We start from the raw sequence: 24,256 nt of genomic DNA, 5'->3' as shown, positions 1-24,256 counted from the left end.
GACACAGGTGTAACTGGACCTACTGGAGATACTGGAACAACAGGACCTACAGGTGATACTGGAATTACCGGACCTACAGGTGATACTGGAGTTACCGGTCCAACCGGAGATACTGGAATAACTGGACCTACAGGTGATACTGGAATTACAGGTCCAACTGGAGACACTGGAATTACAGGTCCGACTGGACCTACTGGTGCAGGAAGTTTTATTTCGGCAACAGGTGATACAGCTCCATTGACTCTACTTCCTCTTGCAACACCAACAATTGTTACCAACTTGCCAGTTACAACAATTTCTGCCGCACAAATATTAAAATTAGATTCTATGGTAGAAGTCGATATAACAATCACAGCTGCCGCCTCTTATGACTATACAATCACTTATGACTTGATCGAAACTACAGCAGGTGTGGTTGTTACAGAAACTATTAATAATTCTGGTACAGCTATTTCTGCAGGTGAGATACACTCTGAAATTCCTAATTTGACTTGGGTTGTTACTCCTGGATCTGCTGGTACTTTCACTTACTCGATTAGAATTACAGTTAATAGTACTATTCCAGGTAATATATCAGCTGCAACTGCTAATACTAGAGCTTTGAATTCAATTATATTTGGATAATCAATAAACAATATTTAGGCTGCCCCAAAAAGGCAGCCGTCTTTTAATAAAGTAATGTTTATGTCAAAAATCTTTTATTTTCATATTATATATTGTAAAAATTTTTAAGAAGGTGATTACTTGATAACAGTTAGTCTTTGTATGATAGTAAAAAACGAGGAAGATACAATAGGTCGATGCTTAGATTCGATCAAAGATGTAGTGGATGAAATAATAATTGCTGACACTGGATCTACTGATAAGACCAAAGAAATATGTAGTAAATATACATCAAATGTATATGACTTTAAATGGATAGATGATTTTTCAGCTGCTAGAAATTTTTCTTTTAGTAAAGCATCTAAAGATTATATTCTTTGGTTGGATGCAGATGATGTATTGCTTCCAGAAGATGCAGAAAAATTTAAATCTCTAAAAGAAACTTTAGATACTTCTGTAGATTCTGTAACTGCAAAATACAATATAGGTTTTGATGAATATGGAAATGTGACCATGAGTTATAGGCGCAATAGACTAGTTAAAAGAGAAAATAATTTTAAATGGATAGGATTTGTTCATGAGTATTTACAAGTAGCAGGTAATATAATCAATAGTGACATTGCAATAACTCATAAGAAATTAAAACAAACTCCTAAGAGAAATCTTGATATATATAAAGGAAAGTTGAAAGAAGGATTAGAATTTACACCAAGAGATACTCTTTATTATGCTAACGAATTATATGATCATAATATGTATGATGAAGCGCTTAAATATTATAATAAATTTTTGGATTCTAAACAAGGTTGGTTTGAAGACAATATCAGAGTTTGTGACAAAATATGTGATTACTATCAATCAGTAAACAAAGTGGAAGATGCAAGAAGATACGCATTTAAAAGCTTTGAATATGATACCCCTAGAGCTGAAGCCTGCTGCAAAATTGGTTTTTCTTTTTTGCATGAAAGAAAATATAAACAGGCAGCTTTTTGGTATGAAGAAGCTACAAAGCTTGAAAAGCCAAAAGATAGCTGGGGATTTTTTAATGATGCATGTTGGACATGGCTACCACACCTACAATTATGTGTTTGTTATGATAAATTAGGAGATCATAAGCTTGCATATGAGCATAATGAAATTGCTGGTAAATTTAGACCTAATGACAGTCGTATATTATACAACCAAAAATACTTCAAAGATATAGGTATTTCTTAAAAAACTTAAAGTGCAGAGCTCATCTTGTTTAGCCTGCACGATTTTTTTAAGGCAGTTAAATTAATATAGGTTGAACATACTTTATAACATTCTAAGACTACAGTCACATAATCTTTATAATAATTAAAGTTATGTAACAAATAAACATTAATCTTTATAAAATAACAATATAATAGATTTTTTGAGATGAAATTTTAGATATAGAAGTTTTTATAGATAAACTAAACAAAAAACAAATGAATTTCATAAAAGTGAAAGGTGGCTTAATTAATGTGTGTTCAAAAAATACTAAATAATATTACCTGTAAAGAATATTGTAGTTCTCATAATTTTAAATATTCTCCTATAAAAGAAGCTCATCCTCAAAGGGTCTATATACCAAATTATATTAATGAAATTAATACCACAAATTCTATATATGTAAATTTTCCCGAGATATATGTCGCAGAATTAAATAATGTAAAATTGATTGGAGGCAACTATATAATTTTTGATGATAATAATTACTGCATTTATGACCTACCATTTATGGATAGTGAAAATAAGTTTGATTTAAGATGTCATGAAACAATTGCTGTAAATAAGAGCAATACTGTTGTTTGCTATAACGAGACTGGAGAAACTATTGAAGAGGGAATAATGCTAATATCCGGTTCATCTTATAATTACTCTCACTTTCAATTAGAAGTTCTGTCCAAGCTTTGTCTTATTGATGATACTAATGAATATAACAACATTCCGATAATAATAGATGACTCTTGTATTAGAGTACCACAGTTTCAAGAAGAACTACAGATGCTAAATAAACAAGGTCGAAAAATCATTCCTTTAGCAAGGGGATATAGTTATTCTATAAAAAAATTAATAGTTATTTCAGATTTGGGAGTTTATCCATGCAATATTAAACCAGATTTTTTATTAAAATATCAAGATGTGGTAATTGATGATTTAGCTGTTAAACCTATAAATAAAAACTTAGCAATTGAGAGTAGTAATATTCATAGAAAGTTATATGTCTCTAGAAGTCAGTCACCTAATTCTAGATTGCAAAATCAACCAGCAGTTGAGAATATTTTTAGGTCATTCGGATTCGAAATCATATTTCCAGGATCAATGTCTTTCCATGATCAATTAAAAACCTTTTCAGAAGCAGAAGTTATAGCAGGTGAATCAGGTTCCGGACTTACTAATATTATTTTTGCTAATAAAAATGCAAGGGTTATATTTATTCAGCCAAAAGTTATTCAATCACCATGGTATTCTAATATTTCTGGAATATTAGGATTAAAAACTTATTTTTTGGGTGGATTTCTTTATGGTAACTCAAGATTGCCATACTATCAAAATGGATTTATTGTAGATGAAAATTATCTTAAAGACTTTTTGTATAGATTAAATTTAAGTAAATAAGCCCGATTTTTCACTTAAATGAATACTATATAAATAACTTTAAATAAATAGAATGTAAGGAGAGGTTATTGGTAAGAAAAATGAAAAAAAATAAAATAGCATTTATTACTTGTGTTAATAATGAGGAACTATATAAAAAAAGTTTGTCTTATATTAATAAACTCAAAATTCCTGAAGACATAGAAATCGAATTTATAGCTATGAGAAAATCTAAAAGCATTGCCTCAGCATATAATGAAGCTATGCAAAAAAGTGATTCTAAATATAAGGTCTATCTTCATCAAGATGTTTATATTCAAAATACAAATTTTGTTGAAGATATTTTAAGCATTTTCAAGGGTAATCAAGATATAGGTCTAATAGGTGTAGTTGGTGCAAAAGTTATACCAGTGTCTGGAGTTTGGTGGGAAGATCCCTGCAGGGTGGGAAAAGTTTTTGATAGCCATAGAGGATCAATGGAACTTCTAAGTTTTAATGAATTTAGTGAACCATATACAGATGTTAAAGGGATTGATGGACTTATAATGATAACTCAATACGATATAAAATGGAGAGATGATCTTTTTGATGGATGGCATTTTTATGATCTTTCACAAAGCACTGAATTCATTCAAAAGAAATTTAAAGTTGTAGTTCCAAATCAAAAAATACCTTGGTGCATTCATGATTGTGGTTATGTAAATACAGCTAATGGATTTGAAGAATATAAGAAAATATATTTAGATACTTATTCTAAATATATATTTCCCTTAGTTAGCATATTAATACCCGCTTATAATCAAACTAACTATCTTAAAAAAGCTCTTGATTCAGCATTAAACCAAAGTTATAGAAATACAGAAATCATAATATGCGATGATAGTACTACTAATGATGTACAGAAGTTTGTAGAAGGATACAGGTTAAAAACAAATAAAATAAAATATATAAATAATGGTGGTCCATCCGGTCATAGAGGAAAAGTTAACCTTGGTAAATGCCTTTCAGCTTCATGTGGAGAATATATAAATTTTTTATTGCATGATGATGTATTTAAGTTAAATAAATTAGATAGAATGATGAATTATTTTCTTTATGATAATACACTTACTCTTATTACGAGCTATCGGAAAATGATTAACGATAAGGACGAATACCTTAATGATAACTTTAGAACAGTACGTCAATATCCCTATGATATTCGTATAACAGGTGAAGAAGCAGGAAGAAAAATTCTATTTTCAATGATTAATTATATTGGTGAATTAAGTACAGCAATATTTAAAAGAGAAGCAATAGACTGCGACCTCACCAAACAAAGTATAATTGATTATGATAGCAATGAAATATATTGTCTTGGAGATATATCTTTATGGCTAAAATTATTAAGAAAAGGGAATATGATTTATATCGCTGAACCTCTAAGCAATCTTAGAATTCATAATTCACAAAATACTCAAGATAAATTTCTGACTTTTCGGGCTGCAATAGACTTTTTTAATATTATTATTTCATCTTATGAAAATAAGGCATTTATAAAAACTAAAGATGAATTATTAATAATTCTTAGAAAATGGTTCAAAGAATATTCTAATTTTTTAACTAGTTTCAGTGAAGAATTTAATAGTAAATCTGAAAAGAATAAAGAGACAATTATTCTTAAAGATGAATATATAAGGTGCTACACTAAATTCATAAATATACTATTTGAATAGTTTAATAATAAATAATTTAAGATTTTTAGCCTATAGTTAATTTTCTTAAAACCACATAAAAGTTGCTATAAACTTTATGTATTTGAATTTTCATTAGGCCTTAGATAATAGTTTTATTTAAGGCCTATTTGCATGTTTTATATTACTAAATAAAGTTAGGTACACTTTATTTTAAACATGCATAGTATGTTAGTATAATGGAATTTTATAAAAAGTTAAGATTCCTATAAGAAGCTTAATATAAATTATGTAAGTATATAAAGGAAGTAATAATATGGATAAAAATAAGAAATTGGTTATAATTGGTGATGGAGAATTTGCAGAAATTGCTTATGAGTATTTCACTTATGATTCACCATATACTGTAGAAGCTTTTGCTGTAGAAAAGCAATTTATTACTCAAAAAAGCCTTTTCGGATTACCTGTTATAGCTTTTGAAGAAATGGAGCAAACCTATTCCACTAAGGAATATGAAGTATTCACAGCTATAACATTTACAAACTTCAATAGAGTTCGAACTCGTCTTTATAATGAAGCTAAGCGTAAAGGATATAGTTTTGCATCTTATATTAGTTCGAAAGCTTTTGTATGGAGAAATGCAAAAATAGGTGAAAATTCCTTTATTTTTGAGGATAATACTATTCAGTACAATGTTGAGATTGGGAATAATGTAGTGCTTTGGAGCGGAAATCATATTGGTCACAGGACTAAGATAAAAGATAATTCTTTTATAAGTTCTCATGTAGTTGTTTCTGGTTATTGTGAAGTTGGTGAAAATAGTTTTCTTGGTGTTAATTCTACCTTTGTTAACAACGTATCTATAGGAAAAAACTCATTTGTAGCAGCTGGAGCTCTCATAACAAAGAGCTATGGGGATAATTTATTTTTAAAGGGTAGTCCTGCAAAACCAGATAGTAAAAGTTCTTTAGAATTATTTAATATAAAGGAATAGGGGGAATAAAATTGAAGTGGGAAAAGAAAGGAATTATTTATAGCCTAGATGGTAATAGCACTTGGGCTAAAAATTCTACACTACAGCCAACTCCATTATTATTAAATAATGATACTATTAGAATTTTTGTTGGGCTTAGAGATGATAAAGGAGTAAGCAGAGTTGGATATGTTGACGTAGATGCTAATAATCCTAAAATAGTAAAAAAAGTTTCAAAAGAACCTTTGTTAGATATAGGTTTGCCAGGAACTTTTGATGATAATGGTGTGGTTCCTTGTGCTGTTATAAGGAATGAAGGAAAAATACACTTATACTACGCAGGGTATCAAGTAGGTTACCATGTAAGAATGATGATATATTGTGGGCTAGCTATAAGTGAAGATAATGGTAATAGCTTTAAAAGATATAGTAAAGTCCCAGTCCTCGAGAGATGTGATGATGAACTTTTATTTAGAGTAATTCATTCAGTTGTTAAAGAGGATGGTAAATGGAAAGTTTATTATGGTGGAGGTAGTTATTTTAAAGAGGGAAAGAAAAAGACACTTCCATTATACGATATTAGATATATGGAATCCGAGGATGGTATAAACTTTGTCGGTTCCGGAGATGTAATTATAGGAACACAAGGTGATGAATATAGGGTTGGAAGGCCTTATGTTATTAAGGATGAGGATATATACAAAATGTTTTTCTGTGCAGGAAGCGAAGATTTGACTTATAAGTTAGCATATGCAGAATCATTAGATGGAATAAATTGGACAAGAGACGATGATAAATTAAATATTTCTTTGTCTTCATCAGGATGGGATTCACAAATGATGGCATACCCATCTGTAGTTAAATATAACGATAAGACGTATTTATTTTACAATGGAAATAACTATGGCTATGATGGATTTGGATATGCAGAATTAATTAAATAATTTTAGGAAGTGAGTCACTCACATGAACTTATCAGTAGAAAAATTTAATATTGATAATGAACAAGAATGGGATAAATTTATAGAGAATAATAGTGTGAATGGAACTTTTCTTCAAAGCAGAAATTTTTTAAATTATCATAAAGATAGATTTAAAGATCATTCTTTAATAATTAAAAAAGGGACGAGTATAATTGCATTAATCCCTGCATGTGAAATAGTTGAAGATCAAAAAAAAGTATTTTATTCCCATAAAGGAAGTACTTTTGGAGGAGTTGTAATTAATAAAAACTTTAATAATATTAATCATATTGATAATCTTTTTAAAGCTTTAGATAATTATTTAATCCAAAATAGTTTTGATGAAATAATTCTTAAAAGTACCTCTGAAATATTTTGCAGTGGAAATACGAATTTATTAGATTATTTCTATTTTAAATATAATTATAAAAATTATATTGAGTTAAGTTTATATATTGATTTTAATGACTATTCACCTGTTATAGAAAATAACTTTTCTGCATCTAAAAGAAGAGATTTGAAATATAGTTTGAAACACAATTTAGAATTTAGAACACTAGAAACTGATGATGAAGTAGATGCTTTTTATAGTTTATTATTAAAATCACTTGAAAAGCATAATACAAAACCTGTACATTCACTAGAAGAATTGCTAGATTTCAAAAATACAAGGTTTAAAGATATTGTTAAATTTTATGGAGTATATTATAAAAACAATTTAATAGCAGGCAGCATGGTATTTAACTTTAATAATAATGTTTTCCATACGCAATATCTTGCTTCTGACTCTCTTTATTCTAGTTATTATCCTATGAATTTTCTAAATTATAATCTAATTAGTCAAGCTTATCTAAACAAATTCAAATTTTTTTCTTTTGGAATAAGTACTGAAGATAAAGGAAAATTTCTCAATACTTCTTTAGCTCAATTTAAAGAGGGGTTTGGGACTGTAGGTGCTATTAATCGTACCTATTATAAAGAATTAAAATAACAACTCTGAGGTGATGAAATGTATAATTGTTCTCTATTTAAATTTCTTAATATAGGTAGTAAATATGGGAACTTAACACCGATTGAGGGACTTGTTGATATTCCGTTTGATATAAAACGAATATATTATATTACAAAAGTCCCTCAAGATATATCAAGAGGTTTTCACGCGCATAGAAAACTTCATCAAGTATTAATATGCCTTAATGGTTCTGTGAAAATAAAAGTTAAATCTCCAAAAGAAGAATCAGAGTTCACATTAGATAACTCAGCAGTTGGGCTATATATAGGCCCATATGTTTGGAGAGAAATGTATGATTTTAGTGAAGGTGCAGTTCTTTTAGTTCTTGCATCAGATTATTATGATGAAGATGACTATATACGAAATATAGATTTTTATATGAAAGAAGCTTTTAATAGATATTAAGAAGGGGTTTTATGGAAGTACCATTTTTAAATTTTAAACCAATGCACAATGAAATAAAAGATGAGATTTTAGATGTTTTTGAGAAAATATATGACAATAACTGGTTTATTTTAGGACCACATGTGGAAGCCTTTGAAAAAGAGTTTTCTAAATATTGTGGCGCTAACTATTGTATAAGCTGTGGAAATGGCTTAGATGCACTTTCAATTATTTTGAGAGGATATGATATTGGTGAAGGTGATGAAATAATAGTTCCAGCAAATACTTATATTGCTACTGCATTAGCAGTTTCATATGTTGGTGCTAAAGTTATTCTTGTAGAACCTGACATCAATACTTTTAATATAGATGTAACTAAGATTGAAGCGGTTATTACTAAAAAAACTAAAGCAATCATTGCAGTTCATTTATATGGTAGGCCAGCAGAAATTGATAAAATAAAACCATTATGTAAAAAATATAATTTAAAACTAATAGAGGATTCAGCTCAAGCTCACGGTGCAATATACAATGGACGAAAAACTGGAAATCTCGGCGATGCTGCAGGATTTAGTTTTTATCCAGGGAAAAATTTAGGAGCACTAGGTGATGGTGGAGCGATTCTAACTAATGATAAGGATTTAGCAGAAAAAGTTCGTGCTATAAGAAACTACGGCTCTAAAATAAAATATTATAATGAATACAAGGGCGTTAATTCAAGACTAGATGAAATTCAAGCTGGATATTTAAGCATAAAACTAAAGTCTCTTGATAAGTGGAATTCCTATAGGCAAAAGGTGGCCAAAGTATATTTAGAGAAAATTACTAACAATAAATTAAATCTTCCTAATATAAATTTATCAACTGATTCTATATGGCATGTATTTGCACTGCGAACAGAATTTAGAGATGAATTAGTAAATTATTTAAATTCTCATGGCATTAGTACTGTAATTCACTATCCAATACCTATCCACCTTCAGAAAGCGTACAAGGAGTTAGGATATAAAGAAGGAGACTTTCCATTGGCAGAATCTATCTCTAAGACAGTACTAAGCATACCAATATGGTATGGGATGACTAATGAAGAAATAAATTATGTAATAGATATTTTAAACAAATGGTAATATAGTCATATTATTTATAGGCTCATGTTTAAATATATTATTTATGAAAGAATAGTAGAAGCAACTTGTTAAACAGCATTTTCTAAAAGAGAAGAGAATGCTGTTTTCTAACTTTATGAATTAGAAAGTAACTATATGCTTAAGTTTTTCATAACATAATTAATAAACAAAATTATCTTAGCTAATGTAATAGCTAAGATATTGTGGGGGATTAAAATGAGAGGAATTATTTTAGCAGGTGGTAGTGGAACACGCCTGTATCCAGTAACAAAAGCAATGTCAAAACAAATGATACCAATATATGATAAACCAATGATTTATTATCCAATGTCAGTTTTAATGCTTTCAGGAATACGAGATATTTTAATTATCTCAACACCTAGAGATATAGTTAGTTTTAAAGAGTTATTTAAGGATGGAAAAGATTTAGGATTAAATATTCAGTATGCAGTTCAAAAAAATCCTAATGGACTTGCAGAAGCATTTATTATTGGAGAAAAATTTATTAAAAATGATAATGTAGCAATGGTGCTTGGTGATAATATTTTTTATGGCCAAGGCTTTTCAGATGTTTTAAAAAAAGCTGCAAGCTTAGAAAATGGAGCATATGTGTTTGGATATTACATTCAAAATCCAAAAGCTTTTGGCGTTGTTGAGTTTGATAGTAATGGAAAGGTTATCTCATTAGAAGAAAAACCTGAAAATCCAAAATCAAAATATGTTGTTCCAGGTCTATATTTTTATGATAATACAGTAGTTGAAAAAGCAAAAAAGTTAAAGCCATCAGTAAGAGGCGAGTTAGAAATAACAGATCTAAATAAAGCTTATTTAGAAGAGGATTCATTAAAAGTTCAATTGTTAGGTAGAGGTATGGCTTGGCTTGATACAGGTACTCATTCAGCAATGCTTCAAGCATCTAATTTTGTTGAAACAATTCAAAGCACTCAAGGCATATATATAGCATGTCTTGAGGAAATAGCCTATTGTAAGGGATGGATAACAGCACAAAAGGTACTAGAAATTGCTGAGACTCTAAAAAAGACTGGATATGGAAGATATCTAATAGACGTAGTGAAAAGTATTGAATCAAATACTAAATGTTAGTAAATAAGAGGTGACGTATGGGAAATTTCAATTTTATTGAAACCAAGATAAGTGGAGTATATGTAATAGAACCAAAGATTTTTGGAGACAATAGAGGCTATTTTATGGAAACTTATAACAGAAAACATTTTGAAGCAGTAGGACTAAATATGAATTTTGTCCAAGATAATGAATCAAGGTCCACTAAAGGAGTTTTAAGAGGACTTCATTTTCAGAAAAGGCATAGTCAGGGAAAACTTATTAGAGTAAGTAAAGGTGAGGTTTTTGATGTAGCTGTTGATTTAAGAAATGGTTCAAAAACATACGGTAAATGGGAAGGAATCATTTTAAGTGAAGAAAATAAAAAGTTATTTTATATTCCAGAAGGTTTTGCACATGGATTTTTAGTACTTTCTGATGAAGCTATATTTAATTATAAGTGTACAGATTTTTATGCACCTGAGTACGAAGAAGGTATCAAATGGAATGATCCTAATATAAATATTGCATGGCCTTTAGACAAAGTTAATAAGGTAATTTTATCAGAAAAAGACAAAGTTAATATAGGTATAAACGAGATAGATCTAAGGGAATATCCAGATTATAATATCTAGTTAAAAGAGGTGCGTATTTGACAATGAAAATATTAATAACTGGAGCAAAAGGACAATTAGGCAGAGAGATTACGGAAATAATAAAAGTCGGAAGAGCTGATATAGGCGAAATATCAGAAAGTATAAAGCTATCTGAGGTTATTGTCTTTGACGTAGATGAGCTGGATATAACGAATTTAGTCAAAGTTAGAGAGGTACTAACTTATTTAAAGCCAGAAGTTGTAATAAATTGCGCTGCAGCTACCAATGTTGATAGATGCGAAATTGATGAGGATTTTGCGTTTAGGGTTAACTCAATAGGACCAAGAAATCTTGCTATAGCTTGTGACTCAATAGGCGCTAAACTAGTACAAGTTTCTACCGATTATGTGTTTAACGAAAATACTCATAAGCCATTGAAAGAATATGATTTAGCTTCACCATCTAGTGTATATGGTAAAACTAAATTTCTAGGAGAGCAATATGTGCAGCTATTATGTTCAAAGCATTTTATTGTAAGAACAGCGTGGCTTTATGGTTATGTAGGAAGTAATTTTGTTTATACAATAATGAAACTTTCTAAAGAGAAAAACCATATTAATGTTGTGAATGATCAAATGGGAAATCCCACTTATGCTAATGATTTAGCATATCATATCTTGAAGCTAATAGAAACAGATGGTTACGGAATATATCATTGTACCAATAATGGCGAGTGTACATGGTATGAATTTGCTAAAAGAATTGTTAAATTATCTGGAGAAGAATGTGAAGTAAGACCTTGTACTTCTGAAGAATATAAGACTCAGGCAAAAAGACCCCAATATTCGTCTCTTGATAATATGATGTTAAGAAATACTGTTGGCGATGAAATGAGAGATTGGAAAGATGCAATAGAAGCATTTATAAGTAAATTAGGCAAGGAAATAAAGGAGTTGTAGTCATGAAAACTTATTTAGTTACAGGTGGCGCTGGATTTATAGGGTCAAATTTTATTTTATATATGCTAAATAAATACGAAGATATTAATATAATAAATTTAGATAAGTTAACTTATGCAGGGAATTTAGAAAATCTTAAATCAATAGAGAATGATAAAAGATATGAATTTGTTCAAGGAGATATTTGTGATAAAGAATTAGTTGCAATACTTTTTAAGAAATATCATATAAATTATGTTGTCCATTTTGCAGCAGAATCCCATGTTGATAGAAGTATAAAAGAACCTGAAGTGTTTGCGAAAACAAATATACTTGGTACTGTTAATATCCTCAATTGTGCAAAAAATGCTTGGGAAAATGATCAAGGATTTGAAGAAGGCGTTAAATTTCTTCAAGTATCAACAGATGAAGTTTATGGCTCGTTAGGCTCTAAAGGATTTTTTAAGGAAACAAGTCCATTAGATCCTCATAGTCCATATTCTTCAAGCAAGGCGGGGGCAGATTTAATAGTTAAGGCTTATTATGATACGTACAAAATGCCAATAAATATAACAAGATGCTCAAATAATTATGGACCTTTTCAATTTCCAGAAAAGTTAATTCCGTTATTAATAAATAATTGTTTAAATCATAAGAAACTTCCTGTCTATGGAGATGGAATGAATATAAGAGACTGGCTTTTTGTAGAAGATCATGTGAAAGCTATTGATATGGTAATTAATGATGGCAGGATAGGAGAGATATATAATATTGGTGGTCATAACGAAAGAACTAATATACAGATTGTAAAAACAGTTATTTCTTATATTAATGAAAATGTAGATAAAAATGTAAGCGAAAGCTTAATAAAATATGTTGAGGATAGAAAAGGACATGATAGGAGATATGGGATAGCACCAGATAAAATAAAAAAGGAGCTAGGGTGGTATCCAGAAACTACTTTTGAAGTTGGGATTAAAAAAACAATTAAATGGTATTTAGATAACAAAGAATGGATGAAAAATGTAACCTCTGGTGATTACCAAAAATATTATAAAAACATGTATAAGTAGTATAATCCAATTTCTTTTTAAGAATTGCCTAAATTTATATTTAATCTAAAAAAGCATTATTATGATGCTTTTTTATTTTTTTAATAGTATGTTATGCAATAGAGCAAATTCGTGTTTATAAAGTAACATAAGAAGTAATTGAATCATATTATAAAATACTACGAATAGAAAATGAGGTGCTAAAGATATGGATGTTGTAATATTATGTGGTGGAAAAGGAATGAGGATGAGAGAATACAGTGAAAGAATTCCTAAGCCTCTTGTAACAGTAGGAGATAGACCTATTATATGGCATATAATGAAGACTTATTACCATTACGGCTATGATCATTTTATTTTATGTCTTGGATATAAAGGAGAATTAATTAAACAGTACTTTGCTAATATGCTTATTCTTAATAGAAATTTCACAATAACAATGTGTGATGATGATTATAAAATAAAATATTTGGATGGAGAAAAAGAAAAATGGTCTATAACCCTTGTTGATACTGGACTGGAAGCGAAAACAGCAACAAGACTAAAGAGGGTTAGCGATTATATTGAAGGCGAAGAATTTTTTATGACATACGGCGACGGATTAAGCGATGTTAATATAAACGATTTACTTGAGTATCATAAAAATAAAGGTACGTATGTAACTTTAACAGGAATTAATCCTGTATCAACTTTTGGCGAATTAAAAACTAATAATGGAATAGTAGAAAATTTTGAAGAAAAACCAATCAAGGATACAATAATTAACGGTGGATATATGGTTATTAATAAAAAGGCTCTAGACTATATTCCTAATGAAGACTGTATGTTTGAGCAAGAACCTTTAAGAAGTCTCGTTAAAGATAGGCAAGTATCAGTGTTTAATCATTACGGTTTTTGGAAAGCTGTAGACACAGCCAAAGATGTAGAAGATATAAATAATCTATATAATACGGGAGAAGGTAAGTGGAAGATATGGGAGTAGAAGACAAAAGATTAAATCTTGATAAATACAAAGGTAAAAAAGTACTAGTAACAGGACATACTGGCTTTAAGGGATCGTGGCTATGTATGTGGTTACTAAAAGCTGGAGCTAGTGTAATTGGAGTATCTAAAGACCCATATACAAAATATGATAATTTTGTATTAGCTAAATTAAGTAATAAAATAGTTGACCTACGTAATGATATTAGAAATTTAGATGAAATGGAAAATATATTTAATAAATATGAGCCTGAAGTTGTATTTCATCTCGCCGCACAACCATTAGTAAGATTATCTTATGAAATGCCAGTAGAAACTTTTGATATTAATATAAAGGGAACTATAAATATACTTGAATGTATACGAAAAAGCAAAAGTGTCCAAGCTGGGATTATCATAACTTCAGATAAATGCTATGAAAATATAAATCAGATATGGGGATATAAAGAAACTGATAGACTCGGGGGATATGATCCGTATAGCTGTAGTAAAGCTTGTGCAGAGCTTGTTACTGGATCATATATAAATTGCTTTTTCAATCCTAATGAATGCAAAGATCATGGGAAATTTATTGCAACTGTAAGGGCTGGAAATGTAATTGGCGGAGGAGATTGGAGCAAGGATAGAATTATTCCGGATATAATAAGATCATTGCAAAATAGAGTTCCCATAGTAATAAGAAATCCAGTTGCAATAAGGCCTTGGCAGCACGTTTTAGAACCGTTAAGAGGATATCTGATGCTAGGTAATCATTTGATTTCACATGAATCTGAATTTATTGGAGCCTGGAACTTTGGACCAAATTCAAATGATATTTTAACAGTTAAAGATATTGTTTCTAGAACAATAAAGCTTTGGGGCGAGGGTGATTTTATAATTTCTCAAGGGAGCGGTCCCCATGAAGCAGAGCTATTAAGTATTGATTGCACGAAAGCTAAGAAATATATCAAGTGGAAGCCTATATTAAGCATAGATGAAGCACTTAAGATGACTGTTGAATGGTATAAAGGCTATAAAAATAGCGATATTTATGAGCTATGCATGAAACAGATAGAAACTATAGAGGACAAAAGTTTTGAGTAGAGGCAGGGTAATAATATGAATATTTTAATTACAGGCGGATTTGGATATTTAGGAAGTTATTGTGCAGAATATCTCTCTTTAAAAGGAAACAAAGTAACAATTATTGGAAGAAAAATTCCGGTGTATATGGCTGAGTGGGTTAAAAATTTTAATGTAGTAATCGCCGATATAACTGATGAAAAACTACTTTCAAAATTAAGTGGAAATAAGTATGATTGTGTCATACATTGTGCAGCAGCTAATGAGGTGAAGTGTAAAAAATTGCCTAAGGAGTCCATTGAAATCAACACGTATGGCACTGAGAATATACTCAATATATGTACTAGATTAGGAATAAGAAGATTTATCTACGTTTCAACATTTCATGTATATGGAAGTTCAAGCCTTGCGGGAACAATAAACGAAAAAAGCAATATCGAAGCATCAACTTTGTATGGAATGACTCATTACTTTGGAGAACTACTTACAAAACGTTATTCAAATAATTACGATATGGTTGGGACTTCTATAAGGCTTGCAAATCTTTGTACGGGACCACTTTTTAAAGAAATTGAACGATGGAGTATTGTGCCAAATAACTTCATATCGCAAGCTTTTAAAAGTAGTAATATCGTAATAAATTCATCGGGAAATCAGACAAGAAATTTTTTGTCTATCAAAGATTTGTGTAATGCAATGGATATTATCATAAAGAAACAAAAACAAAGATATAGTGTATTTAATATAGGTGGAGAGAGAAATTATTCTATAAATGAAATTGCAGAAATCGTAAAAAGCGTTGGGGAAGAACTTTTAAAAGGTAAAAATATTGAAATAATCCACAACCAACAACTTAATCAATTAAATGAAGAAATGGATTATGTATTTGATATATCCAAAATAAAATCAATTGGGTATAAGCCTAATTGTAACATTAAGGATGAGATAAAAGAAACATTTGAACAATTTATAGAGAGTGGAGTGTAAAATGAAAAATAAAACTGTGATAATAACTAGTATGTTTAATGTTAAACCATATATACAAAATGGGCGAGATCGCTATACTAAAGAATGGATAAATTATAGAATTAAAGTATTCCAAGAATTTACACTCAGAAGTTTAAAGTTACAAACTAATCAGGAGTTTAACTTCTTTCTTTGCTATGAAGATGCTACTGATGAGCTGATAAAGTCAGCGCTGAATAAGTATGATCCTCTTCCAAGTAATGTCCATTTTGTTATGAAGTCTAAGTATAGTGACGAAATAAAAGAATATTTGAAAGACTATGAATATGTCTATTTTGTAAGGTTAGATTCAGATGATGCTTATCATAAAACATTTATACAACAATTATATGACTATAATCCAAAGCCAGGAACTGTGTCCTTAATTAATAGAAGTGGATATATTTATGATTCAATAAATAAGTCAATAGGTAAATGTTTTTGTAAGGTTGTAACATTTTATACTTTTATTTATAAAACACAAGACTATTTAAAAGACAAAATATACAACCCGGATTTTACAGATATTGATAATGAACAGTATATAGCTATTAGAGTTCCACATGAATTTATAGAAAAGAGAAATTATTTATGGCATGTTCATGGTAAAAATACAATTACAAGCTTTAATAATTGGTTCACTCAGGTAGATGATGCTTCTGAAGATATAGAAGTTGTAAACAAAATAATATCTGAATATATAGGTGAATAATCCATAAAAAACTTACAAGGTGGTAAATTACCACCTTATTAATTGTTATAGAAATCTAACATGAGATTTTAAAATTGGAATAGGAATTTCTTCATCTGCTTCTTTTATATAAGGATTTATCCATATAAATTCTTCCCCATCATTTAACACTTCACATATAGTTCCTGCCTTTATAATAATACCGCCAATAGCGGTGAAATCAGAAACAACTAAACATCTCACTTTGTCCATTTGATGCATCTCCTAATTAAATCATTTTATAGCATTATATGTAGAAAACTGTATATAGTTTAACATATAAGGCATATATTACATATATTATAATAAAGTTTGTTTTAGGAGCGTCACAATTTGATAGATGGAGTAGTTATAAAAAAATTAAATAAAATACCTGACGATAGAGGAACTATTTTAAAAATGCAAGAGAGTACTGATGAGGATTTTAAAGGGTTTGGAGAAATATATTTTTCTACAATATACCCAAACGTTGTTAAAGGCTGGCATCTGCATAAAAAAGCGGTTCTTAACTATGCAGTAATCAAAGGAATGATAAAACTTGTATTGTACGATTCTAGAGAAAATTCAAGTACTACCAACGAGCTTATGGAAATATATATGGGGACAGAAAATTATTGCTTAGTTCAGATTCCAGCTGGAGTATGGAATGGATTTAGAACTGTTGGTGATGAGTATGCTATAGTAGCAGATTTAATAACAGTAAATCATAAGGATGATGAGATGTTAAGAATGGATCCATGGAAATCTTTCATTAAATATGATTGGAATGTGAGGGATAGATAAAATATGAGTGAAATTTTTATACAGGATGAAAATTCAATACGCAAGGAAGTTCTAGATAAAGTTAAAGATATATATAGGGTAAGAAAAGAATCTGAAAATTTTATTGAAGGGAAGACTAAAATTCATTATTCAGGAAGAGTATTTGATGAAAATGAAATGGTAGCAGTTGTAGATTCTGCTCTTGATTTTTGGCTGACATTAGGTAGAAAGAGTATAGAATTCACCGATGCATTTAAAAACTTTCTAGGAATAAAAAATTGCTTGGTAACTAATTCGGGTTCGTCTGCAAATTTAATTGCCGTGTCAAGTTTATGCTCTAGGCAACTCATTAATCCCTTAAATGACGGTGATGAAGTAATTACTACAGCAGTTACATTTCCAACAACATTAAATCCCTTAATACAAAACAATCTTAAACCTGTGTTTGTTGATGTGGAACAAGGGACGTATAATATAGATCCAAAATTAATTGAGCAAGCAATAACGGATAAGACAAGAGCAATAATATTCGCTCATACATTAGGAAATCCTGCTGATATGGATGCAATAATGGAAATTGCAGAAAAGAATAAATTATATATTATAGAAGATACTTGTGATGCATTAGGATCAACCTATGATGGAGGATTTTGTGGCACTTTTGGGGATTTTTCAACTTATAGCTTCTATGCTGCTCATCATATCACTATGGGTGAAGGTGGCGCAATATGCACAAATAATCCAGAGCTTAGTAGAATAGCTCTTTCAATTAGAGATTGGGGAAGGGCATGTTATTGTCAACAAGATGAAAAAAATCCAAATGGGGCCTGCAATCATAGATTTGATTTCAAATTCGGAAACATGCCGGAAGGTTATGACCATAAATATATTTATACTAATATTGGATATAATTTAAAGCCACTAGATATTCAATGTGCAATGGGAATAAAACAGTTAGAAAAATTACCAGTTTTTATTCAAAAGCGAAAAGAAAATTTCAAGAAACTATATAATTGCTTAAAAAAATATGAAGATAAAGTTATTCTTCCTAGATCATATAAAAAAGCTGATCCAGCTTGGTTTTCATTTCCAATAACAGTACGAGATAATGTTGGCTTTACAAGACGAGATTTTGTTCGTTTTCTAGAATCAAGAGGTATTGAAACAAGAATGCTATTTGCAGGAAATATATTAAATCAACCAGCATATAAAAACATTAATCATAAAATCGTAGGAGAATTAAGCAATTCCACTCAAGTACTTTCATCAACATTTTTTATTGGTGTTTATCCTGGAATTACCACTGAAATGATGGACTATATGATTAGTACTATAGAAGACTTCTTTAAAAATATAGCCACAGGATTAAAGATTTAAAATGGATAAAAGTATAGTAATATTAGGAGCTGGTATAACAGGAATTGCAGCAAATTACTATGATGAAAGTAATCAAACTATTATATATGAAAAAGATAATTCCTATGGAGGCATATGCGATAACTTCCAGCTTGATGATTTTATTTTTGATAAAGGCATTCATTTATCTTTTACTAGAGATAGCGAAGTTAGGTATATTTTTGATAAAGTTCCGCATAGATCTTTTGAACCACACCCTAAAAATATTAGCAATTATAGGTGGTTTAAACATCCGATACAAAATAATCTCTTTAGCCTTCCTATTGAAGAAAAGGTTAAAGCAATAGTGAGTTTTTGTGATAAAAATAAGGTAAATACTGAAGATATGAATTATAAAAATTGGCTATATAGTAAATATGGAGAATATATAACAGATAATTTTTTCTTAAAATATACTAGAAAGTATTGGTGTGAAAATGCTGAGAATATGGATATATCATGGATTAAAAATAGGGTATATACTCCAAGTCTTGAAGAGGTTATTTATGGTGCACTTACTGATGATACGCCAAATACGTATTATGCAAAAGAAATGAGATATCCAATTACCGGAGGATATAAAGAGTTTTTAAAACCAATGATTAATAAGTGTAATATTGTATTTAATGCGGAAGCTATTTCATTAGATTTGAAAAATAAAACAATTGAATTTAATAATGGAGATAAGGTTGATTATGAATTTTTAGTTAGCACTATACCTCTTACTGAACTAACGTCTATTACGAAAGATATTAGTAAAGATATAAAAAGTAGAGCTGAAGATTTAAGAGCAACTTCGGCAATTTTAGTTTCATTAGTTATTGAAGGAGAATTAAATTTTGATGATATTTGGTTTTATATTTATGATGAAGATATACTTCCAGCAAGAGCATATTTGCCAGGCAAAAAATCGTTAAATAATATTAAACCAGGATATAGTACAATTCAATTTGAAATATACAGTTGCAAAACCAAACCATTAAAATGCTCAAATGAAAAAATAATTAATAATATCTATGACTTCATTGAGAAAGCTAAAATTGCTTCAAGAAATAGTGTAATACTTTCTGATATTAGAAGTTTAGATTATACAAATGTGATCTTTTATAGAGATACCATAAAAAATAGGGATTATATAATAGATTTCTATGAGAAAAATCAAATTTATTGTGCTGGTAGATTTGGTCAATGGGATTATCTTTGGAGTGATCAAAGCTTATTAAGTGGAAAAAATGCGATAAACAAAATCAAATGTAGAGTAGGAAACTAAAATAGGAGATGAACTTTAATGAAGAATAAGAGTATTATAATTCTAATACCATTAAATATTGCAAGCTATGAGGAAGTCGAGTATGAAGAAAAAAATGATATACGCGGATATTTTGATACTGTAGATAAAGAAAGAGAAGATGAGATTTGGATAAAAAATAGAATAAATATATTTATGAACTATACCTATAGAAGCCTAATAAATCAAACAAATCAAGATTTCACAGCTTGTGTTTTATATAGTGAAGGAAGTGAAGAACTTATATTTTCGGAAATAAGTAAATATGGTCCAATGCCACAAAATATTGTTTTCATCAGCAAGAACATGGCAGACATATTTATAAAAGAAAAAATCATAGGAAGTGAAGATGTATATTTTGTGAGAATTGATTCAGATGATATGTATCATAAATCATATGTTCAGAAGCTATATGATTATATTCCTAAGCCTGAAACAACTTCACTATTGAATCAATGGGGATATCTATATGATTCATTTAATGACAAGTTATTTATATGTAGTGCAAAAGTGACATCTTGTTATACCTTAATTTATAAAACTAAAGAATATATAAATGGAAATGTACCAAGCATAATTACAGACAAGCTAGATATCCAGATGGGAACCGCTTGGAGTATGCCTAATAAAGAATATTTAGATGGCTTGAATTATGCATGGCACGTCCACTCGAAAAATACTCTAACTTCTTCTGAAGAGTGGTTTACAAATGAATGGACATATTATTTAAGTGATCCAATAAATAAAGATATTATTAATCCAATAATAAGTGAATTTATGGGGTGATCTGTTGAAATATAAAAAATGCCGTAAAAATAATTGTTTTAAAAATATATGCTGTTATGATAAGAATTGCTGCATATACTCTGATGAGCCATATGAATTTCGCTTCACTGGTGGGACACCGGACGGAAGAATCATTGTTCCAAATAGCAAAATTTATGCTCCTTATGATGTAAAAAAAATAATTTTGAAGAAAAACTCGGTCAGTATTAAAAGTTCTAAAATTGAGAGCATAAGTACTATAACTAGAGGTAATAACAAATATATAGAAGTGATAATAAAATATAAAGTTTCATTCTGCATAAAAATCTATAATAGATATAATCATTTATACAAGACAAGATGCTATATAGACAAATATCCTATGCCAAATAATCAATCATTTATTAAAGACTTTATTAGGGTATACTCCATTGCTACAAGTAGAATTTTAATAAATTGCGGCAATAGCGATATATGCAAAAATAGTTCTTATCCAAAGGTTACTTTATATGATAAAGCATGTATAAAAAATATTAATTGTAAGTATTGCAAAGAAAAAAAATATATAAGTTTTTATGATGTAAATTGTGAAGAGTATATAATGATACGTGTTGGGATTTTGATTCTAGGTAAAATGAAAGTAGTATTTAATAAAGATATATGCTAAATTCAAATAATAATAGAGCATATTATTAAAGTTCTTGCTCAAATAATTACACTATTACCTGAACAAGAACTTTATTTATAAAAGACATGTTGAATCATTTTTTATTGTAGTCTAGTTTATGGGTTCAACTGATACGGAACCAATCAATTTTGTTAGTGAATTCAAATTTGACGACAATTCTAATAACTGAGAGCTGACAGAGTTCAAATTAGAAAAGTCAAGTTTCTCTGTCTTAGTAAAGTCATTGATTGCTTCCTTTAGACTCTCAAGATTTATGCTTAAATTAGGCAGTAAAGCTTTTAACTCTAACAGCTCATTATTTAATGATGACATATTTATATTTAATGTTTCAATATCATTTTGTTTTAAATTGGTAGAATTTTCATCTAATAGAGATATCTTATCATCGATATTTGCGACTTTGTTTGATAGGCTGTTTATTTCTTGGCCTAAAGATTCAGTGTAAGAGTTCAGAGAATTTAGTTTCAAATCTTGATTTACTAAGACCTCATTTAATGATGACATATTTATATTTAACGTTTCAATATCATTTTGTTTTAAATTAGTAGAATTCTCATCTAATGAAGATATCTTATCATCAATATTCGCAAGTTTATTTGATAAGCTGTGTATCTCTTCACTTAAAGATTCATTGTAAGAGTTTAAAGAGTTCATTTTCAGATCTTGATTTACTAAGATCTCCATAACTTTATTAAGCAGATGATTAATTAATGTAACCTCTTCTTGATTCTTTATACTATCTCTTTCAACATTTGAAGATTCCTTTGAGGTAGAAATGTCTTCAGAATTATTAGTCTCAGTCTCCTCATCATCGTAAGTATTCTCTTCAACAGGTTCTTCAATATAAGTTTCAATATTAAGTTCTTCAGATAAATCTATATTATTTGCCGAATCTGTATTATATGTTATTATATCTAAATATGGAGGGTATTTTGACTCGAATGAAGATAACTTAATAATTGAATTAGAATCCTGATTTTGAGGAAGTAAAAATATATTGTAGCTTTCGTTATGAGTTGCTAGAGATCTAATTAATGAAGTAACATTAATTTTTAAATAATATCCCATATTATAGCCATGTACTATATGATTTAATAACTTTGTATAATTCTTTTTTGGCAAGTTTGACCAATCAATGGCGGTTATATCCATATTCCCATAGTTGCCCAAAACGCCAAAGCTAAAGGAATTTTTAAAATCTAGTTTGATATCTTCAATAAACAAATATAAATATACTTTCTTTATAGAGTCAGGATGTAATTCAGATATTTGAAAATTTAATAAAGAAATATAGCGATTATTCCCTAATGACCTATTGTTTATGGAACCAACGAGTAATGAATCGTTACTTGAAAAGTTTTTATTCGAATGATATTTATCCAAGTATGTTGAAGTATTACAAATAGCTTTAATTGAATTTTCCACTTTTACTACTCCTTAAATTTTAAAGGTTTCATATTATACTATGAAATTTTATATTATTAGGTGCTTTTGCTTATATACCAATATAAATTTATTTTTTGAGTCCTAGTATTTCTAGAGAGTTATTATATGCAAATATAGCTGATGAGTTATCTATTATATCATTATGATAATTTGACTTATAACTATAGCATTTAAAAGGATTGTTATATGCTAAATTATCTGCAAAAGGATTCAACCATGTTTTCCCCATATCGTACGAAGTGCTCGTATATAAATTTGAGTATTCTATCCATTGAAGATAAAGCATATTTTTCAATTGTATTAGATTAGGGAACGTACATGCAACAGTCTTGCTTATAGTTTGATAGTTATAAATGATAAATTGATTGTCATTTATATATCCTTTTATGTAGGTGCAATAATATCTACGCGAATTATTCTCAGAAAATGCGATATGACAATTATTCTTAGAATCCATAATAACAGATAAATATACTTTAGATTTATTAGAATTTGTTACTTGGCAAGGGGTAGACCAGCTATTTATATTTAAATCAAAAATAGATACAAATAGTTCTTCACAGTTATTAACTACTTTAAAATAAAATATTATAGGCATAGAGTCTTTAAATATCACAGAAAAATTACTTAGTATTTTATAATTAGAAGTATCTATTTCGTTTTTTACCCATTTTCCATTTATATTATAATAATGAATCAATGTGTAATAAATTCCTGAGTTATTAACCAAATAATAAAAAATATGGATATTGCCATCTATTTTTTTTATATAAGGGAACTTAATTGTAAAGACATTGGAATTATAATTTAGCAGCACATTTTTTAGAATAATTTTATCATTTATATATAAATACATAAGATTACTCTTTTGTATACTTACTAAACCATATATAGTGTCGTCTTCATTTATATCGAAACAAAGGTCGGCAAAAGTATAACTTCCTTCTAATATTTTTTTTGATGATATTAAATTAAATTCAGGAGAATAGTTATATATTTCAATACCTTTATCCAAATTTATGTTAGCAATGTCCTTATTTGATTTTCTTATTAAAGTCTCAAATTTTCTTATAAAGGACATAAAATTCCTCCTAAAAGATTTCTTCTACTATGTATATTTAGCGACGGGCTATTTTATACATTTCTTT

At 29.0% G+C, this 24,256-nt stretch carries 24 protein-coding genes and 1 pseudogene; 22 read left to right on the top strand and 3 right to left on the bottom strand.

Annotation, left to right across the window (positions count from 1 at the left end; translation table 11 throughout):
• From T483_RS31600 to T483_RS29080, 17 genes and pseudogenes are all read left to right on the top strand, one after another.
• Positions 1-624, top strand: a pseudogene (locus T483_RS31600) (collagen-like protein); the annotation flags it as partial.
• A 141-nt stretch (positions 625-765) separates the two neighbouring features.
• Entirely contained in the window at positions 766-1,818 is a 1,053-nt protein-coding gene (locus T483_RS0112545; protein ID WP_207641434.1) for a glycosyltransferase, read from the top strand.
• Between the two features lie 270 nt (positions 1,819-2,088).
• Positions 2,089-3,228 carry a glycosyltransferase family 61 protein gene (locus tag T483_RS0112540; RefSeq protein ID WP_026887166.1) on the top strand — a complete coding sequence of 380 codons (1,140 nt, stop codon included), beginning with the start codon at positions 2,089-2,091 and terminating at the stop codon, positions 3,226-3,228.
• Positions 3,229-3,308: 80 nt separating this feature from the next.
• A complete protein-coding gene (locus T483_RS0112535; RefSeq protein ID WP_242841855.1) occupies positions 3,309-4,922 on the top strand; it encodes a glycosyltransferase in 1,614 nt (537 codons plus the stop codon).
• A gap of 274 nt (positions 4,923-5,196) precedes the next feature.
• Positions 5,197-5,874 (top strand): acetyltransferase, encoded by a 678-nt coding sequence (locus T483_RS29085; protein WP_035790138.1) that lies wholly within the window; start codon positions 5,197-5,199, stop codon positions 5,872-5,874.
• A gap of 11 nt (positions 5,875-5,885) precedes the next feature.
• A complete protein-coding gene (locus tag T483_RS0112525) occupies positions 5,886-6,797 on the top strand; it encodes a hypothetical protein (RefSeq protein ID WP_026887164.1) in 912 nt (303 codons plus the stop codon).
• A 22-nt stretch (positions 6,798-6,819) separates the two neighbouring features.
• Positions 6,820-7,806, top strand: coding sequence for a GNAT family N-acetyltransferase (locus tag T483_RS0112520; RefSeq protein WP_051560374.1), 987 nt, complete (start codon positions 6,820-6,822; stop codon positions 7,804-7,806).
• A gap of 18 nt (positions 7,807-7,824) precedes the next feature.
• Complete coding sequence (locus T483_RS0112515) at positions 7,825-8,232, top strand: sugar 3,4-ketoisomerase (RefSeq protein WP_026887162.1); 408 nt, start codon at positions 7,825-7,827, stop codon at positions 8,230-8,232.
• Between the two features lie 11 nt (positions 8,233-8,243).
• The gene (locus T483_RS0112510; RefSeq protein WP_026887161.1) at positions 8,244-9,338 is read left to right on the top strand and encodes a DegT/DnrJ/EryC1/StrS family aminotransferase; all 1,095 of its coding nucleotides are present in this window, start codon (positions 8,244-8,246) and stop codon (positions 9,336-9,338) included.
• A gap of 216 nt (positions 9,339-9,554) precedes the next feature.
• On the top strand, positions 9,555-10,442 hold the full coding sequence (rfbA, locus tag T483_RS0112505) for a glucose-1-phosphate thymidylyltransferase RfbA (protein ID WP_026887160.1): 888 nt from the start codon (positions 9,555-9,557) through the stop codon (positions 10,440-10,442).
• Between the two features lie 17 nt (positions 10,443-10,459).
• Positions 10,460-11,035, top strand: coding sequence for a dTDP-4-dehydrorhamnose 3,5-epimerase (gene rfbC, locus T483_RS0112500; RefSeq protein ID WP_026887159.1), 576 nt, complete (start codon positions 10,460-10,462; stop codon positions 11,033-11,035).
• A 23-nt stretch (positions 11,036-11,058) separates the two neighbouring features.
• Positions 11,059-11,955 (top strand): dTDP-4-dehydrorhamnose reductase, encoded by an 897-nt coding sequence (rfbD, locus tag T483_RS0112495; protein ID WP_026887158.1) that lies wholly within the window; start codon positions 11,059-11,061, stop codon positions 11,953-11,955.
• Between the two features lie 2 nt (positions 11,956-11,957).
• Positions 11,958-13,007 (top strand): dTDP-glucose 4,6-dehydratase, encoded by a 1,050-nt coding sequence (rfbB, locus tag T483_RS0112490; protein WP_026887157.1) that lies wholly within the window; start codon positions 11,958-11,960, stop codon positions 13,005-13,007.
• Positions 13,008-13,194: 187 nt separating this feature from the next.
• Entirely contained in the window at positions 13,195-13,968 is a 774-nt protein-coding gene (locus T483_RS0112485) for a sugar phosphate nucleotidyltransferase (protein WP_026887156.1), read from the top strand.
• Positions 13,959-15,050: a CDP-glucose 4,6-dehydratase gene (gene rfbG / locus T483_RS0112480; RefSeq protein ID WP_026887155.1), complete on the top strand. Its 1,092-nt coding sequence runs from the start codon at positions 13,959-13,961 to the stop codon at positions 15,048-15,050. The genes T483_RS0112485 and rfbG overlap by 10 nt, the downstream gene beginning before the upstream one ends.
• 15 nt (positions 15,051-15,065) lie before the next feature.
• Positions 15,066-16,016: an NAD-dependent epimerase/dehydratase family protein gene (locus T483_RS0112475; RefSeq protein ID WP_026887154.1), complete on the top strand. Its 951-nt coding sequence runs from the start codon at positions 15,066-15,068 to the stop codon at positions 16,014-16,016.
• Position 16,017: 1 nt separating this feature from the next.
• Positions 16,018-16,746, top strand: a complete 729-nt coding sequence (locus tag T483_RS29080; protein ID WP_051560372.1) for a glycosyltransferase — start codon at positions 16,018-16,020, stop codon at positions 16,744-16,746.
• 45 nt (positions 16,747-16,791) lie between these two features.
• Here T483_RS29080 and T483_RS0112465 read toward each other — a convergent pair whose 3' ends face one another.
• A complete protein-coding gene (locus T483_RS0112465; protein ID WP_026887153.1) occupies positions 16,792-16,977 on the bottom strand; it encodes a hypothetical protein in 186 nt (61 codons plus the stop codon).
• Positions 16,978-17,097: 120 nt separating this feature from the next.
• On the opposite strand from T483_RS0112465, the gene T483_RS0112460 reads away from it, so the two are divergent.
• The 5 genes from T483_RS0112460 to T483_RS0112440 are packed head-to-tail and all read left to right on the top strand — an operon-like array spanning position 17,098 to position 21,641.
• Positions 17,098-17,547: a dTDP-4-dehydrorhamnose 3,5-epimerase family protein gene (locus T483_RS0112460; protein ID WP_026887152.1), complete on the top strand. Its 450-nt coding sequence runs from the start codon at positions 17,098-17,100 to the stop codon at positions 17,545-17,547.
• A 3-nt stretch (positions 17,548-17,550) separates the two neighbouring features.
• A complete protein-coding gene (gene rfbH / locus T483_RS0112455) occupies positions 17,551-18,903 on the top strand; it encodes a lipopolysaccharide biosynthesis protein RfbH (RefSeq protein WP_035790136.1) in 1,353 nt (450 codons plus the stop codon).
• Between the two features lies 1 nt (position 18,904).
• Entirely contained in the window at positions 18,905-20,191 is a 1,287-nt protein-coding gene (locus T483_RS0112450) for a protoporphyrinogen/coproporphyrinogen oxidase (RefSeq protein ID WP_026887150.1), read from the top strand.
• An 18-nt stretch (positions 20,192-20,209) separates the two neighbouring features.
• Positions 20,210-20,995 carry a glycosyltransferase gene (locus tag T483_RS30135; RefSeq protein ID WP_051560370.1) on the top strand — a complete coding sequence of 262 codons (786 nt, stop codon included), beginning with the start codon at positions 20,210-20,212 and terminating at the stop codon, positions 20,993-20,995.
• A gap of 4 nt (positions 20,996-20,999) precedes the next feature.
• Positions 21,000-21,641 (top strand): hypothetical protein, encoded by a 642-nt coding sequence (locus T483_RS0112440; protein ID WP_026887149.1) that lies wholly within the window; start codon positions 21,000-21,002, stop codon positions 21,639-21,641.
• Between the two features lie 111 nt (positions 21,642-21,752).
• Here T483_RS0112440 and T483_RS0112435 read toward each other — a convergent pair whose 3' ends face one another.
• Positions 21,753-23,087 carry a DNRLRE domain-containing protein gene (locus T483_RS0112435; protein ID WP_026887148.1) on the bottom strand — a complete coding sequence of 445 codons (1,335 nt, stop codon included), beginning with the start codon at positions 23,085-23,087 and terminating at the stop codon, positions 21,753-21,755.
• An 88-nt stretch (positions 23,088-23,175) separates the two neighbouring features.
• Positions 23,176-24,189: a hypothetical protein gene (locus T483_RS29070; protein ID WP_051560368.1), complete on the bottom strand. Its 1,014-nt coding sequence runs from the start codon at positions 24,187-24,189 to the stop codon at positions 23,176-23,178.
• Positions 24,190-24,256: the final 67 nt, after the last annotated feature.

Source organism: Clostridium beijerinckii HUN142, from assembly GCF_000621745.1.
Classification (GTDB): Bacteria; Bacillota; Clostridia; order Clostridiales; family Clostridiaceae; genus Clostridium; species Clostridium beijerinckii_A.
This window is presented reverse-complemented; position numbering and strand designations above follow the sequence as displayed.